Origin of the sequence: Zooshikella ganghwensis, from assembly GCF_018263875.1 — a bacterium.
In the GTDB taxonomy this organism is placed as follows: Bacteria; Pseudomonadota; Gammaproteobacteria; order Pseudomonadales; family Zooshikellaceae; genus Zooshikella; species Zooshikella ganghwensis.
Window position 1 is genome coordinate 61,748 of the sequence record NZ_JAEVHG010000017.1, and the last position, 15,661, is coordinate 77,408.

At 40.6% G+C, this 15,661-nt stretch carries 8 protein-coding genes and 3 tRNA genes; 2 read left to right on the forward strand and 9 right to left on the reverse strand.

All coding sequences use genetic code 11. The annotated features are described in order from the left end of the window. Nucleotides 1-892 precede the first annotated feature (892 nt). The gene (locus KHS79_RS19820; RefSeq protein ID WP_212721229.1) at nt 893-3,922 is read left to right on the forward strand and encodes an ExeM/NucH family extracellular endonuclease; all 3,030 of its coding nucleotides are present in this window, start codon (nt 893-895) and stop codon (nt 3,920-3,922) included. Nucleotides 3,923-4,051: 129 nt separating this feature from the next. Here KHS79_RS19820 and KHS79_RS19825 read toward each other — a convergent pair whose 3' ends face one another. From KHS79_RS19825 to KHS79_RS19865, 9 genes are all read right to left on the reverse strand, one after another. Beyond that, a complete protein-coding gene (locus tag KHS79_RS19825; protein ID WP_212721230.1) occupies nt 4,052-5,941 on the reverse strand; it encodes a SurA N-terminal domain-containing protein in 1,890 nt (629 codons plus the stop codon). A 212-nt stretch (nt 5,942-6,153) separates the two neighbouring features. Continuing rightward, nucleotides 6,154-6,426, reverse strand: a complete 273-nt coding sequence (gene hupB, locus KHS79_RS19830; protein WP_027708969.1) for a nucleoid-associated protein HU-beta — start codon at nt 6,424-6,426, stop codon at nt 6,154-6,156. 266 nt (nt 6,427-6,692) lie between these two features. After that, the gene (lon, locus tag KHS79_RS19835; RefSeq protein ID WP_233468517.1) at nt 6,693-9,134 is read right to left on the reverse strand and encodes an endopeptidase La; all 2,442 of its coding nucleotides are present in this window, start codon (nt 9,132-9,134) and stop codon (nt 6,693-6,695) included. A gap of 773 nt (nt 9,135-9,907) precedes the next feature. After that, nucleotides 9,908-11,191 (reverse strand): ATP-dependent Clp protease ATP-binding subunit ClpX, encoded by a 1,284-nt coding sequence (gene clpX / locus KHS79_RS19840; protein ID WP_027708971.1) that lies wholly within the window; start codon nt 11,189-11,191, stop codon nt 9,908-9,910. Nucleotides 11,192-11,305: 114 nt separating this feature from the next. After that, nucleotides 11,306-11,950 carry an ATP-dependent Clp endopeptidase proteolytic subunit ClpP gene (gene clpP, locus KHS79_RS19845; protein WP_051311564.1) on the reverse strand — a complete coding sequence of 215 codons (645 nt, stop codon included), beginning with the start codon at nt 11,948-11,950 and terminating at the stop codon, nt 11,306-11,308. A gap of 66 nt (nt 11,951-12,016) precedes the next feature. Then, nucleotides 12,017-13,369: a trigger factor gene (tig, locus tag KHS79_RS19850; protein ID WP_027708973.1), complete on the reverse strand. Its 1,353-nt coding sequence runs from the start codon at nt 13,367-13,369 to the stop codon at nt 12,017-12,019. 151 nt (nt 13,370-13,520) lie between these two features. Further along, nucleotides 13,521-13,605 (reverse strand) — tRNA-Leu (locus KHS79_RS19855). A gap of 45 nt (nt 13,606-13,650) precedes the next feature. Next, nucleotides 13,651-13,726 (reverse strand) — tRNA-His (locus tag KHS79_RS19860). 59 nt (nt 13,727-13,785) lie between these two features. Next, a tRNA-Arg gene (locus tag KHS79_RS19865) sits at nt 13,786-13,862 on the reverse strand. A 520-nt stretch (nt 13,863-14,382) separates the two neighbouring features. On the opposite strand from KHS79_RS19865, the gene folD reads away from it, so the two are divergent. Continuing rightward, nucleotides 14,383-15,246 carry a bifunctional methylenetetrahydrofolate dehydrogenase/methenyltetrahydrofolate cyclohydrolase FolD gene (gene folD, locus KHS79_RS19870; protein WP_212721232.1) on the forward strand — a complete coding sequence of 288 codons (864 nt, stop codon included), beginning with the start codon at nt 14,383-14,385 and terminating at the stop codon, nt 15,244-15,246. The last annotated feature ends 415 nt before the right edge of the window (nt 15,247-15,661 follow it).

The window sequence follows — 15,661 nt, forward strand, 5'->3', positions numbered from 1 at the left end:
GCCTGTTAAAAGGTATAAGTCAATAAATAGTACCCTTATATTCATATATACTCATCATACAGTGTTAATGTAACTATTACATGTGCTGTATGGCTCAGTCATACCTGTATCTTTTTTGATATTTAAACGTAAACTTACAAGTTTCTTTGAAAATATATAAATGTAATAAAAGCCATTTATAACTACTCACAGATTCATTTACCAAAACCAGAATAGGTTACCAAGCAATATATTATTAACGACTTATTCACTGTAAATTAGTGACAGTATATATGCGAATTAACTGCAATTGGTAATTAGTTGAAGTACATAAGATGTTATACATTTTTCATAAATACAACCTTTATTGGTGATAGGCTTTAGCCCAATGATGTACAGTAAAAGTAGTAAAATAACATTTAATTTACTCACTACCACCGAAAATGAAGGCGTTTTTTTTAATTATTCCTACTCAGCCATCTTCCTATACTACTTTTTTATATCCGCAGCCATTCATCGAGTGATTATTAAAAGACACACCTGGCGAAGAAAAAAGCACATAGCTTCAGTTAATTTCGTAAAAAACACTAAACTTATACAAATATATAGACTCATTTCTCAGCAGTTTCAGCCATTAAGCTTTAATTATGGGCACGTCTAAAATGCACTTTTTCCTTGACGTCTGTGCCAGCACTGTACTTGGAACCTCATGTATTCCTTATATATTGCAGCGCTTCCTTCATTGTTTTATTGCTTTTACAAAAATTACTTTTTTAACATCTCCCCTTATTACCATTTCTTAACACGAGGATAAAAAAATGTGAAACACATCAAACTATTAAGCAACCAAATATTCTAATTAAATTTTTAATAATCTAAATATAATCTTTAACAACATAAAAAGAGTAGTGTTATGTGCTATAAAACAGCTTTTTCACTAACCGCGCTCGCCTTAGCAACTCATACAGCTGCCGCAACACCTTCTTTATTTATTTCAGAGTACATTGAAGGAAAAGGTTTTAATAAAGCAATTGAATTATTTAATGGTGGAAAAGATACATTAGACCTGTCTCAATTCACTCTAAAGAAATACATTAATGGCAAAACCACTAGTAGCCATAATTTCCCTCTAAGCGGCCAACTTGCACCCGGAAAGACGTTTGTATTAGTACATCAACAAGCAGAAAAAGTACTTACAGATAAAGCAAATGTAGTAAATAAACATAATTTTTTAAATTTTAATGGCGATGATCCGATTGCACTTTATTACCAAGATACACGTATCGATCTTGTTGGTGAGTTTGGTGGGCAATCATTTGGTAAAGATCAGCAGTTTATCCGCTTAACAAGCCAAGCCAGCAGTACTTATAGTACTTCAGACTGGCAAACTATCAGCGCACGTTCAGCCCAAGAAATGGCATCATCATTGGGCAACCACAATACAGACTCTCAACCCAAGCCGCAAATATCGTGTACTACAGGGACACCACTCTTAATCAGTGAAGTTCAAGGTTCAGGCAATAAAAGTCCACTGGTGCCTGAAGGCAAGTATGAGGGACCTGAAATTATTGTCGAAGGTATAGTGACACAAACTACACCAAACCGCTTTAAAGGTTTTTTTATTCAAGAAGAATCATGGGACCATGATGGCAACCCCATGACCTCAGAAGGGATTTTTGTTTTCGGTCAAGCTCCTGATTTAACCGTTGGTGAAAAGGTCAGAATTAAAGGTAAAGTAAAAGAATATTACAACCAGACCCAACTTGACTTAGTCGCTTACAGCAAGTGCGGCATACAACAGGAAGTCATTCAACCGCTGCAACTCTCAGCAGACACACCATTACAGGCTCTCGAGCCCTATGAAGGTATGCTGGTTAACTGGAGTGGTAATGCTGCGCTGAAGGTGACCAAAAACTTTAGTTTTAACTACACCTCTTTTCGTAATGAAATGGTGTTGAGTAAAGATCAACCACTTTTTAAACCAACCCAGCTCTATCCCGCACTTTCTGAAGAGGCACAAGCCCTAGCCAGCTCAAATAAACAGCAACGTATTACCATTGAAACAGATGTAAGTAAGCAAACCAATGGCGTTATCAGCTACTTCCCAGACTTTGGTCCATTTCAAAACTATATTAGGATTGGTGACACCTTACAAAGCATAACAGGTGTTATCCAATACAGTTATGGCCGTTATGGTGTTATTCCAACCGTTACATTAAACGGTAGTGACTTTGATCATCAAGCGTTCCCTCGTACTGATGCACCACAATTGACGCACGATGAAGGTAGCCTAAAAGTCGCCAGCTTTAATGTATTAAATTATTTTAACCGAACTGTGCCAGGAGCTGCTGATAATGCAGCGAATAATGCCAATCGAGGTGCAACCAAACTTAACGACTTTTATTTACAACGCACCAAAATTGTCAATGCTATCACCCGAATGGATGCAGATATTATTGGGTTAATGGAAATTGAAAATAATGGTTTTGGTGAAAATAGTGCTATATATGACCTGGTTAATGCACTTAATGCCCAACAAACAGACAAAGACAGTTATTACCAATTTGTATCAGCATCCAATGACGGCTTTATTGGCAGTGATGCTATAACGGTTGGGCTTCTTTACCGTCCAAGTAAAGTATCGCTACAAGACCAGCCAACTATTCTCCCCATGCCTGAACAGCATTTCACACTCACTACCACCGAAAATAAACAAAAAACGATTACCAAACAACAGCGTCATAGCCTTATCCAATCATTCAAACACCTAACCAGCGGTGAAAAACTTACTATTGCAGTAAGTCACTTTAAATCGAAAGGTTCAATGTGTTTTGAGGATTACCAAGAGTATGCTGTTGATGGCAAAGTAGCACTGGATAGTAGAAATAAAGTGAAAGGTAAGCCAGCACCAGGCTATGTTGACGATTTACAAGGCAGCTGTAATGAGTTTAGGGTTTCTGCTGCGGTTCAGCTTGCCCAACACTTACAATCTAAACCTCAACAGTACAGCAACAATATACTACTGATTGGTGATTTCAACGCCTATGCTCAAGAAGACCCTATTCGGGTACTTACTGACTACACTGGCAAAGAGCAACGACTCATCCAAACAGCTGAGCATACTACCCTTGAGGGTAAACCCTGGCGTCCTTTTGCAACCGTGCCTACAGGTTTTGGTTTTGTTGACCTGACACGAGTACACCATGGACTCAAAACATTCAGTTACTCATTTGATGGTGAACTGGGTAGTTTAGATCATGCCTTAGCCTCAACAGCACTGGCCGAAAAAGTAAAAGACATTACACACTGGCATATAAACTCTTTAGAAAATAGTTTATTTGAATACAGTAAGAAATATTCTGGTCAATTACCCAAAAGTGAAGATCACTTTAGTGCCTCTGACCACGATCCCTTTTTACTAAGTATTTCTTTTACAGAAAAAAAAACGACTAAAGAAGCCTTGAACCAACTTATCTCAACGGCATGGACTCTGTATAAAAAGATCGTTCATGCCCCACTGGGGACTTACCCTATTCATACCCAAATGAAGTTGGTACAGGCACTCTTTTTTGCGTTAGAAGTACAAAACAACCCTCTCGCATCAGACCAGCGTATACAGTATGCAATTAACCGTTTACAACATGCTTTATCCGCTTTAGAACAACCAATGATGGCAGTCAATAAAGCAGGGTTATCTGCAGTGGTCCAAGTTGCTGAGAGTCTGCTGCGTCAAACCAATGACAGTTACCATATATGGTACTACCCCAAAGCAGCAACACAACACATGAAGGCATTTATTGATTATGCAAAAACCATATTAGCCAGTGATCAGGTTAGCCAAAGACAAGTTAACAGAACAACATTTAAACTTCTCCAAGAAATCACCTGGTTTTCAAGTCAACGGCGCCTTAACGTTAATTTTTCGTACTTTATTTTTCGCTAAAACATAAAGCATATTATTCACCTACAAAAAAACCGCCTGTTGGCGGTTTTTTTGTAGGTGTTGAAATACTCAGTGAACAAATTTTAGCTTTTTATAAATAGCTGTAAGCATGAATTAAAGCATCACCTTCTATAGGTTTTTGCTTACTTCCGCCGTTTCACGCAAGTTTTGTTGCAACTGCTGACGTACTATTTGTTGTCGTTGCATTGCCATAAAACGCTTCATAAATGCTTGCTGCTGTTCTTCACCTTCAATTTTTTCAGGTGTTGTTACTTTCGTAAGTTCAATGATGGCTCGGTCACCATTCACTAATGATGCTACACCGTATTGAGGTTGATCATCCTGAGGATGTGGCATTTTAAATGCCTGCTGAACCGCTTCTCTTGGCGCTTCAGTCATCATTCGCTTAGCATCGTTAAATGTTTTCCAAACCTGTTCTTCCTGAGTGGCTGCATCAGTCTTTTGTTTTCCTTCACGTAACGTTGCAACTAAAGAAGTAGCTTGTTCTTCTAACTGCTTAACTGCTTTTTGATCTTTCAGTTTAGTGATTAGTTTTTCTTTAATTTCAGATAGTGGTTTCAACTTAGCAGGTTGATGTTCAAGTACATGCAAAACCATTACTTTATCTTTTGATAAGTCAATCACTGCACTGTTCATTTTATCGGTCAGCACTTCTGGCGAAAATGCCTGCTTAACGACCAATGAATTCGCAAAAATACCTTTACCATTATCTTTTGAAAAGAAGTCTGATGTCTTAATTTCCAGTTTCAACTTTTCAGCTGGCTCTTGTAAATCAGCAGCCTGGTAACTTAAATCTTCAAGCTGTTGTCTTTTCTCTACAAACAATGGTTCTGCTTTTGCTTCTTTCAATGCTACTGTTAATTCTTCTTGTTTATCTTCAAAACTTGGTACATCAGGCTGTACCATATCCACAAGTTTGACGAGCTGCACGCCATAACTCATTTTTAAGGGTTTTGAAACCTCACCCGTTTTTAATTCAGCAAGGGTTTTATCAAACTCTTCACCAAATATTCCTTCCTCAACAAAGCCCAGGTCTCCCCCATTTTCAGCTGAAGCCTGATCATCAGAATACTGCTTAGCAAGATCAGCAAAACTTTCACCTTTTTGTAATTTTTGCTCAATTTCAAGTGCTAGTGCGCTGGTTGCCTCTGCATCCCGATCATCTTTGACTTCTAATAAAATGTGAGCGGCTTTGGGGCGAGGAGGCTCATTCTTTTTAAAAGCTTCAACAAATTGGTCGTATCGCGCTTTAATATCCTCTTCATCAACATCTACTGCACTAAGTAACTCTGCTTTTTCAAGTAACAGATAATTTACTTTAACAGACTCTGCCGACATAAATTCTTTTTCGTGTTGCTGATAATAGGACGTTAATTCTTCTTCTGTAACTTCAACCGTATTTTTGATATCAGCAATTGGCAGTGTCAACATACGAAAACTGCGTGTTTGCTGTTCAAGCTGTTGCAAGCGCTTAAGCTCTGCAGATGTTAAAAATTCACTACCGGCGATTCCATACTGCAGCTGTGTTGTTAGCATCTCCTCAACCATGGCATCCTTATATTGCCGCGGAGTAAAGCCTGCTTGCCTAATCAACTGTTCGAAACGGGTAGGACTGTATTTTCCATCCTCTTTAAAAGCATCTTGAGAAATTATTTCTCGGTCTATCGCTTGCTCTGGGAAGAATAAACCATAATTTTTAGCTGTCTGGGTCAGCAGGGTGCGGTCAATTAGCTGATCAAGAACTGTCTTTTGAATTTTCTTTTCATCAATCTGTGCAGGATCAAATTTTTCACTTTGAGCCATTTGATTTATCTGAATATTAACAGCCCTGGCTAACTCCCTTTGAGAAATTTCCTCATCATTGACAGTAGCCACAGCGGTGTTGGTCGTCACCAGTCGTAATGATTCCAATCCAAAAATTGCAAATACAAAAATGATAAGAAATACAATTACTTTAACGACCCAACTCTGCGCATTATCCCTCATCGTTTGCAGCATAATAACCTCAGCAGCATCGCCTATCTTGCAATTAAAACGTTAACAAAAAAAAAGCGCATCATTGATGCGCCTTGATTGACTTATAGCGGTACGCACGGTAACAAACCTACTTGTTATGTAACCAAGCAAGTCAGCATGCCGCATGAACGAGCACTATTTCAAGTATTGACTTGCCAAGGTCAGCTTAACATGCTGACCTTCGGGAAGGCGCCTTAGTTTACAGCATCCTTCAGTGCTTTACCCGCTTTGAAGCTTGGCACTTTAGCAGCTGCAATCTGAATAGGCTCACCAGTTTGAGGATTACGCCCAGTACGTGCAGCACGCTCTTTTACAGAAAAAGTACCAAAACCAACCAAAACGACCTGATCACCATCTTTCAACGCTTTGGTTACAGAACCGATCATGGCATCAAGAGCACGTCCGGCAGCCGCTTTAGAAATATCTGCAGAAGCTGCGATGGCATCTATTAACTCTGATTTATTCACTCTATTCCCCTTCTATTGAGATCTTCAGTAAATGCTCAAGGTAAGCAGATAATAAGATATGCGTATATTAATTACGCACACAATTTAAAAACAGTCAAATTAAAAAACACGCTGCTTGCAAAATACCCCCCATAACGCAATGTCATTTCTTTTTAACACTCGCCTGGTGTGGTATGAAACAGCCGGTATCCGCCTGACCTTGTGATACCAAAGCGAGTTGGGATTTATACCAACTCGTTTTGCTCACTGTCAAGAAAGCATCAAGCCTAGTGCGTATTTATTCGCTCGCCTGCATCACTTTCTTTAACATCTTCTCCGGCAACAATTTCATTTTGCACGGCTTCATCTGGCAAAGGATCAGGCATGTACTGCAGTGCAACTTCTAAAACTTGATCTATCCATTTAACTGGCCTGATATCAAGGTCTTGTTTAATATTATCAGGAATTTCTTTCAAGTCGCGCTCATTTTCATCAGGGATGATAACCGTTTTAATACCCCCTCGATGAGCTGCTAACAATTTCTCTTTTAACCCACCAATAGGCAACACTTGTCCTCGAAGCGTTATTTCCCCTGTCATCGCTACATCTGCACGAACAGGAATTCCAGTTAATACCGAGACGAGTGCCGTACACATTGCAATACCAGCACTTGGACCATCTTTAGGTGTCGCACCCTCAGGAACATGGATATGAATATCATTCTTTTCATGGAAGTTTTTCGGGACGCCCAGCACTTTCGCACGGCTTCTCACGACTGTCAATGCAGCTTGAATAGATTCCTGCATCACATCACCCAGTGAGCCAGTCTTCACATGATGTCCTTTTCCTGGTACAGCAACAGCTTCAATTGTGAGCAGTTCACCACCCACTTGAGTCCAAGCAAGCCCTGTAACCTGACCAACCTGATCTTGTTCTTCGGCAATACCATACTTATACTGGCGTACACCAGAATAGTGTTCCAAATCTTCAGGCGCAACCACAACCTTAGTGAATGCTTGTTGTTTACTTTTTTGTAATGCGTGTGCCTTGACAACTTTACGACATACTTTTGCAATTTGTCTTTCAAGCCCACGCACACCAGATTCGCGGGTATAATATCGAATTAAATCACGAATTGTCTGTTCTTTTAACTCAATTTCGTCTGCTTTTAACCCATTTAATTTAATTTGTTTAGGTATTAAGTAGCGCGTAGATATATTGACTTTTTCGTCTTCGGTATAACCAGGAATTCGAATGACTTCCATTCTATCCAATAAAGGTCCTGGAATATTCATCGAATTTGAAGTACATACAAACATGACATCCGATAAGTCATAATCAACCTCAAGATAATGATCATTAAAGGTGTTATTTTGTTCCGGATCAAGTACTTCAAGTAGTGCAGAAGATGGATCACCTCTCATATCTGCACCCATTTTATCAATTTCATCTAATAAAAAGAGTGGATTTTTTACCCCCACTTTACACATTTTTTGCAGCAACTTACCTGGCATCGAACCGATATATGTTCTTCGGTGCCCGCGTATTTCAGCTTCATCCCTCACACCACCCAGCGCCATTCGCACAAATTTACGATTGGTTGCCCGAGCTAAAGACTCACCTAATGATGTTTTACCTACACCAGGAGGACCTACCAGACACAGTACAGGGCCTTTTAATTTACGGACCCGCTGCTGAACAGCTAAATACTCTAAAATGCGCTCTTTAACTTCCTCCAGCCCATAGTGATCATGCTCTAGAATTTCTTCCGCCTTAACCAGATCATGTCGTATTTTGCTACGCTTTTTCCATGGCAGATTAATCATCCAGTCTATGTAACTGCGAACCACTGTAGCTTCTGCTGACATAGGCGACATAAGCTTTAACTTATTAAGCTCAGACTGAACTTTATCTTGAGCCTCTTTAGGCATACCCGCATCTTCAATGCGTTGCTGAAGCTCCTCAATTTCATTCGGAGCCTCATCCATGTCCCCCAGCTCTTTTTGAATGGCTTTCATCTGCTCATTCAAATAGTACTCACGCTGAGACTTTTCCATCTGCTTTTTGACACGGCCACGAATTCGCTTCTCAACCTGCATCAAGTCTATTTCAGACTCAATTAAAGTCATTAATTGCTCAATTCGCTCACGCACATCAGCAACTTCAAGAATTTGCTGCTTATCTGCAATCTTTAGACTCATATGAGCTGCCACAGTGTCACTCAGTCGCCCTGGCTCATCTATTGTAGACAAGGACGTCAGCACTTCACTGGGTACTTTGCGGCTTAATTGAACATATTGTTCAAACTGGGATAACAAAGAGCGTGTGAGCACATCCCCTTCCCGCTCATCCATAGCCAGAACGGGTAATGCTGTTGCTGTTACCTTAAAGTAGCCTTCATCATCATTAAAGGCCTCAATATGTGCACGATACCCGCCTTCAACCAATAGCTTGACGGTGCCGTCAGGCAACTTTAGCAGTTGTAATATTGTGGCAACAGTACCTATGGGAAAAATATCATCACGCGTTGGCTCATCATCAGATGCATTCTTTTGAGCAACAAGCATTATCTGCTTGTCCGCAGCCATAGCGGCTTCTAACGCCTTTATCGACTTTTCTCTGCCCACAAATAAGGGGATAACCATATGTGGGTAAACGACCACATCACGTAAGGGTAACAGAGGTAATGCAATACCCTCCATGTGGTTGGAGATAGTAGGATTATCCATTTATGGCCCCCTCAAAACTTCTGTGTGGTGTCAGGTCGTACATTAAACACCCTAACTTTGACTCAAAACTTGATTATCGTTTTAAGATGGGGCTAATTGCCGCAAATTACAAGCTAAATCTTGCTGATTATTTTTTTATGAAAAGTAGTCAATGCAATTTATAATTAACAAACCCATCAAATAGCAAAATAAAAACTATTCAACGTCAATCACTTAGCAGTATATACACATCAACTAACTATTCACCTGAGATAGACTTATCTTTCTTTCAAAACATAATATCTATACTCATAACGAATATTTTTTTGAGATCACCAACAACAATTCTCAAGTTACCTAGGGCTATAAAATTGAGTCGTGAAGGGTATGCATTGAGCGGAATACGTTCATCCTAGAGAAAAGGTTGAAAGACAAAAAATATGTAGCTAACGACTTTAAAATTCCTTTTATTAAACACACTGAAGAAGTGCGGTTTTTTCTATTTACTCTCACCCCCCCTTATTAGTCGCAACTCACCTCAGTATCAGCAGAAAGCGATGCCTTCTGAGCAAATACTACTCATATCAACTACCAATTAAGCGTAATATCCCTTATGAAAATTTGGAGCAGAGAAACATTTACTACATCAATATTGGTATTACTCGACATAAAAAAAGGAGCATATAGCTCCTTTTAAAATTTATTTACGGTATTTACGATACATTACATATCAGTAACCGCTTTATCATAAATAACCAACACAATGTGTTGTTTTTTCAAGCAAAGCAAAACCTTTAATCTTCAGGTAGTGCCTTTTGTTCATTATTATTTTCATAAATTAGCAAAGGCTCTGAATCACCTTTGATCACTGAATCATCTATAACAACCTTCGACACATTTGCAATGGATGGAATTTCATACATGCTATCAAGCAATACATTTTCCAAAATTGAGCGTAAACCGCGAGCACCTGTTTTACGTTCCATTGCTTTTTTCGCAATTGCACGCAAAGCATCTTCACGAAAGTCAATCTCAACATCTTCCATTTCAAACAGTTTACTATACTGTTTGGTCAAAGCATTTTTAGGATCCGTTAAAATACTGACTAATGCTTCTTCGTCTAGCTCATCCAACGTAGCTATTACTGGTAGACGACCCACAAATTCAGGTATCAGACCATAGCGCACTAAATCTTCAGGCTCGACATCTTTAAGGGTTTCGCCAACCTTCTTAGATAAGTCTTTACTCTTCACCTCAGCAGAGAAACCAATACCACCTTTCTCTGAGCGGTCACGAATGACTTTTTCCAAGCCTGCAAACGCTCCACCACAAATGAAAAGAATATTTCCAGTATCAACCTGTAAAAATTCCTGTTGTGGGTGCTTTCTACCACCTTGAGGAGGAACAGAAGCAACAGTGCCTTCAATAAGCTTCAACAGTGCTTGTTGTACACCCTCACCGGAAACATCTCGGGTGATCGAAGGGTTATCAGACTTACGAGAAATTTTGTCTATTTCATCAATGTAGACAATGCCCATCTGTGCCTTTTCTACATCATAGTCACATTTCTGCAACAGCTTTTGGATGATGTTCTCAACATCTTCACCTACATAGCCAGCCTCAGTGAGTGTTGTCGCATCAGCAATGGTAAAAGGTACATTCAATAGTCTTGCTAACGTTTCTGCCAACAGTGTTTTACCACTCCCTGTTGGACCTATTAACAGGATATTACTTTTACCTAGTTCTACATCATCTTTCTTATTACCTTTCTGCAGCCGTTTATAGTGATTATAAACCGCAACAGACAAAACCTTTTTGGCACGATACTGACCAATGACATACTCATCGAGAATGGCGTTGATCTCTTTTGGGGTAGGCAATTTGTCTGAGGTACTGTCAGGGCTATTTTCTTGCACCTCTTCACGGATGATGTCGTTGCACAAATCGACACATTCATCACAAATGAAGACAGAGGGGCCTGCAATTAGTTTACGCACCTCATGCTGACTTTTCCCACAGAAAGAGCAATAAAGCAACTTTCCGCCATCTTCGCCTTTGCCGTTTTTTTCGTCAGTCATTCGATTTACCCTACTGAGACAACGAGTCTACTTTGCTAAATGTAGCCTGCTACATTGTTTTTCAAGTAGATGGCAAGAAGAGGAGTGAATACACTCCCCTTACTTTAGCTTAGATTATTCTGCTGCAGCCCGCTTAGTGATCATTTGATCAACCAAACCATAACTAACAGCTTCTTCAGCACTCATAAAATTGTCACGATCTGTATCTTTCGCAACAACTTCAAGGGGCTGTCCAGTATGATGGGATAAGACTTTATTCAAGCGATCACGAATTTGCAAAATTTCGCGTGCATGAATTTCTATATCTGAAGCTTGCCCTTGGAATCCACCAAGAGGTTGGTGAATCATTACTCTTGAATGTGGCAGACAATAACGCTTACCTGGTGCACCAGCAGTGAGTAAGAGAGCTCCCATACTCGCAGCCTGTCCTATACACATCGTACTGACATCAGGTTTAATAAACTGCATGGTATCATATATCGACATTCCTGCCGTAACGGAACCACCAGGTGAGTTTATATAAAGATGTATATCTTTATCTGGGTTTTCTGACTCTAAAAACAATAACTGCGCAACGACCAAATTCGCCATGTGATCTTCGACCTGACCCACGAGGAAAATGACACGCTCTTTGAGCAGTCTAGAGTAAATATCAAATTGACGTTCACCACGTGCTGTTTGTTCAACAACGTAGGGAACCAAAGTGTTCTTGGTTATCACTTTTTGGGAATGACCATCATAAATGAAAGAGTTGGACATATCCTTGCTATCCCCCTTGTGGACACAGTGACCAAACAGCCGGCATTAACCGGCTGTTTATAGAGATCAACTGGCTACGTCGGTCTCAGCTTGTTGTTCTTTCTCGGCTTCACTTTCCTGAGCAGGCTTAATGGCTTCTTCGTAACTGCATTCTTTCACCGTTACCTGTGCTGTATCCAGGACAGTATCAACCACCTGATCTTCAAGTACAATTGAACGTACTTCAGACATTTGGCGCTCATTGCTATAGTACCAGCTGACAACTTGCTCTGGCTGCTCATAAGCTGAAGCAATATCTTCAACCAGGGCTTTTACACGCTCATCATCAACTGTTATGTCATGCTGCTTAACAACTTCAGCTACAACCAAGCCTAGTTTTACCCGCTTAAGGGCGCGATCCTGAAATAGCTCTGCTGGCAGTTTAGCAGGATCTACCTGGTTTTCGCCACCAAATATCTGCTGTGCAGCTTGTTGTCGCATCCGATTAATTTCATCATCCAACAACGCTTTTGGTACGTCAACTTCATTCTCAGCTAGCAAGCCATCCATCACTTGGTTTTTAACCTTGTTTTTGATCGCATGCTGTAGCTCGCGTTCCATGTTTTTGCGAACTTCTGCTTTAAATGCATCAAGTCCACCATCAGCAACACCAAACTTAGCAAAAAATTCATCATTCAATTCAGGCAAGACAGCTTCTGCCACTTCCTTAACTTGAATTGTGAACTCAGCAGGCTGACCTGCCAAAGACTCTGCTTGATAGTCCTCGGGAAAGGTAACATTAATAACCTTTTCTTCACCCGCCTTACTACCAACCAAACTTGACTCAAAACCTTCAATCATTTGACCTGAGCCTAGCTCAAGCTTGAAGTCTTCTCCTTTTCCACCTTCAAACTCTTCACCATCTTTACGACCCACAAAGTCAATGATCAACTGATCACCATCTTTTGCTTCACGCTCTACAGTTTGCCACTCACGATTTTGATTACGGAGTGTTTCCAGCATTTGCTCTACATCAGCATCAGTGACGTCAGCACTGGGCTTTTCTATAGTAATACCTTCATAACCTTTCAGCGCGAGTTCTGGGTAAACCTCAAAAGTCGCGATAAACTCAAAGTCTTCACCCGGCTCCATTTTGACAGGTTCAACTGTGGGCATACCTGCAGGACGTAATGATTCTTTTTGAATAGCTTCTATAAAAGAAGACTGCATTACATCTCCTACAACTTCCTGGCGTGTAGACTTGCCGAAACGACGCTTAACCACACTAAGTGGTACCTTACCAGGACGGAAGCCATCAAGACGTACTTTTTTTGCGGTGTCTTTCAAACGCTCAGTGACTTTTGCTTCCACCTGCTCCGCAGGTACCGTAATGGTCAGACGACGCTCTAAACCAGAAGTCGCTTCGAGTGAGACTTGCATCGTTGTTCCTCGTTAAAACAAATTCTTCGAAGGGCCTAATCAAAGCAAAATGTTATCAGACTATCAACGTGATAGCCTCACGAACCCCTAACTTTTTCTGCCGACAATACAAAAATGGGGATAAGTCACCTTATCCCCATTTTTTTGATCTTGGTGCGGAAGGAGAGACTCGAACTCTCACACCTTTCGGCACTGGAACCTAAATCCAGCGTGTCTACCAATTTCACCACTTCCGCTTTAACTTAAACTAATAGCTCACCATTCGATCAACTATCAAAAACTGGGGTGGACGATGGGACTTGAACCCACGACCACAGGAGTCACAATCCTGTGCTCTACCAACTGAGCTACGCCCACCATAAAATCGTAACTTCAATTACAGCTCAACCAGTCTCTTTAAAACCAAAGCAAGAGGCTGGCGCGCCCGGCAGGACTCGAACCTGCGACCATCCGCTTAGAAGGCGGATGCTCTATCCAGCTGAGCTACGGGCGCCCATCTTACAGCACCTTTCAAAAAATTCAAGCGCTTATTTCTACAACCGATACTAACAACCAACCTCTTTTAAACCCTATCAACTCATACCGATAGAAAAAAAGAACCTCACACTGTTAGTCAAAACTGATATTTGCAAAGCATTTTTAAACACTTAATCAGTTCGGTTGCTAGAGTTCAGATCGCTTGAAGCTGTGCTGCTCAGCAAGTGGTGCGCATAATACTTGCTGACCCAACTGCCGTCAACGCTTTAAAGCACTTTTTTATCAACCAGTTAGCCTATTGCTTATATATTAACCAACACAGGTGCCGTACACTATTATAGTGTTTAACTACTGATAACCTCTTTTAGTTACTTGCAGCTTGTATATGCACACTGGTTATCAATAATACCTTTACCCATCAATAGCGCTCTTTTAAGTAACTATGCCAATTGCTAATACCCCAGCACGCATGCGACAATGCACGCCCCAATGAGCACCAACTGACTCCTAATTTACAAGGCACTTTAATAAGCATCATGAGCGGAAATATCATCGATGGCAGAGCAATAGCCACCCAATTGATTGAGCGCATCGGTCAGCAGGTAGCAAACCTTTCTGCAACCGGTCAACGTCCTCCAGGCTTGGCAGTTATCCTTGTTGGGGAAGACCCAGCCTCACAAGTTTATGTAAATAACAAGCGAAAGGCCTGTGAGCGAGCAGGTATAGTCTCAAAAGCATTCGACCTCCCTCCTGACACAACACAGCATTCGTTACTAACACTCATAGACGAGCTTAATAATGATGCCTGCATTGATGGTATTCTCGTCCAGCTCCCTTTACCAGCCCACATTAATCAAGAGTTAGTGATTGAGCGTATCGCCCCCTCTAAAGATGTTGATGGTTTTCATCCATATAATATGGGGCGCCTAGCACTTCGTATGCCAGTACTAAGACCCTGTACACCCAAAGGCATCATGACATTATTAGAGTCAATTAATGCCAGTGTCCGAGGGAGTAAAGCAACTATTGTAGGCGCTTCAAACATAGTAGGTAGGCCTATGTCTCTAGAACTGCTTCTTGCTGGCGCAACGGTCACTACTTGTCATCGCTTTACCAAAGATCTTGCCGCTGAAGTTGCTGCCGCAGATATAGTAGTCGTTGGGGCAGGTAAACCTGGACTTGTCAAAGGCGAATGGATTAAGCCAGGCGCTATTGTTATTGATGTCGGTATTAATCGTTTACCCAATGGTAAACTGGTAGGTGATGTAGAATTTGAAGAAGCTCAGCGACGTGCCAGCTGGATTACACCTGTCCCTGGTGGGGTAGGACAAATGACTGTCGCTACATTAATTGAAAATACATTTTACGCTGCCACTGAACTTCACAGCGTACAGCGCTAAATAATTTACTTTGGAATCCCTTCTTAACCTAAGATGAAGGGATTCTGTTCTAACCCAAGCCCACCTTCTATTAAACAAACCTCCCCTATTTAAAAAATTTGACCTTATCAAAAGCAATCAAATGCCTAAATATCATTACCTTATGGTTTAAGGCCCAGCTTGTCTTTGCTAACGAACTGTTTATAATCAGCCAAAAATAATGACTCAATAAAAAAATACGCTGCGAGTAACTTAGCAAATATTTTTATATTAAAGATCCCTGAATAATAATGCTTATTTGGTTCTCTATTATAAGTATTCGTTAACTATTTATTCGCACGTTATACACCTTTAGTGATGTACTTTTTAGGAACAGTGCTAACGCTTATAGTTAATGCGTTTACAATCAATCCTCAGAGAAACAACAAGCTAAAAT

What these genes read in the sequence shown, in the direction of transcription:
- clpP (WP_051311564.1), bottom strand. Translation starts at nt 11,950, where the DNA reads ATGTCCAACTCTTTCATTTATGATGGTCATTCCCAAAAAGTGATAACC.
- KHS79_RS19825 (WP_212721230.1), bottom strand. Translation starts at nt 5,941, where the DNA reads ATGCTGCAAACGATGAGGGATAATGCGCAGAGTTGGGTCGTTAAAGTA.
- folD (WP_212721232.1), top strand. Translation starts at nt 14,383, where the DNA reads ATGAGCGGAAATATCATCGATGGCAGAGCAATAGCCACCCAATTGATT.
- lon (WP_233468517.1), bottom strand. Translation starts at nt 9,134, where the DNA reads ATGGATAATCCTACTATCTCCAACCACATGGAGGGTATTGCATTACCT.
- tig (WP_027708973.1), bottom strand. Translation starts at nt 13,369, where the DNA reads ATGCAAGTCTCACTCGAAGCGACTTCTGGTTTAGAGCGTCGTCTGACC.
- clpX (WP_027708971.1), bottom strand. Translation starts at nt 11,191, where the DNA reads ATGACTGACGAAAAAAACGGCAAAGGCGAAGATGGCGGAAAGTTGCTT.
- KHS79_RS19820 (WP_212721229.1), top strand. Translation starts at nt 893, where the DNA reads ATGTGCTATAAAACAGCTTTTTCACTAACCGCGCTCGCCTTAGCAACT.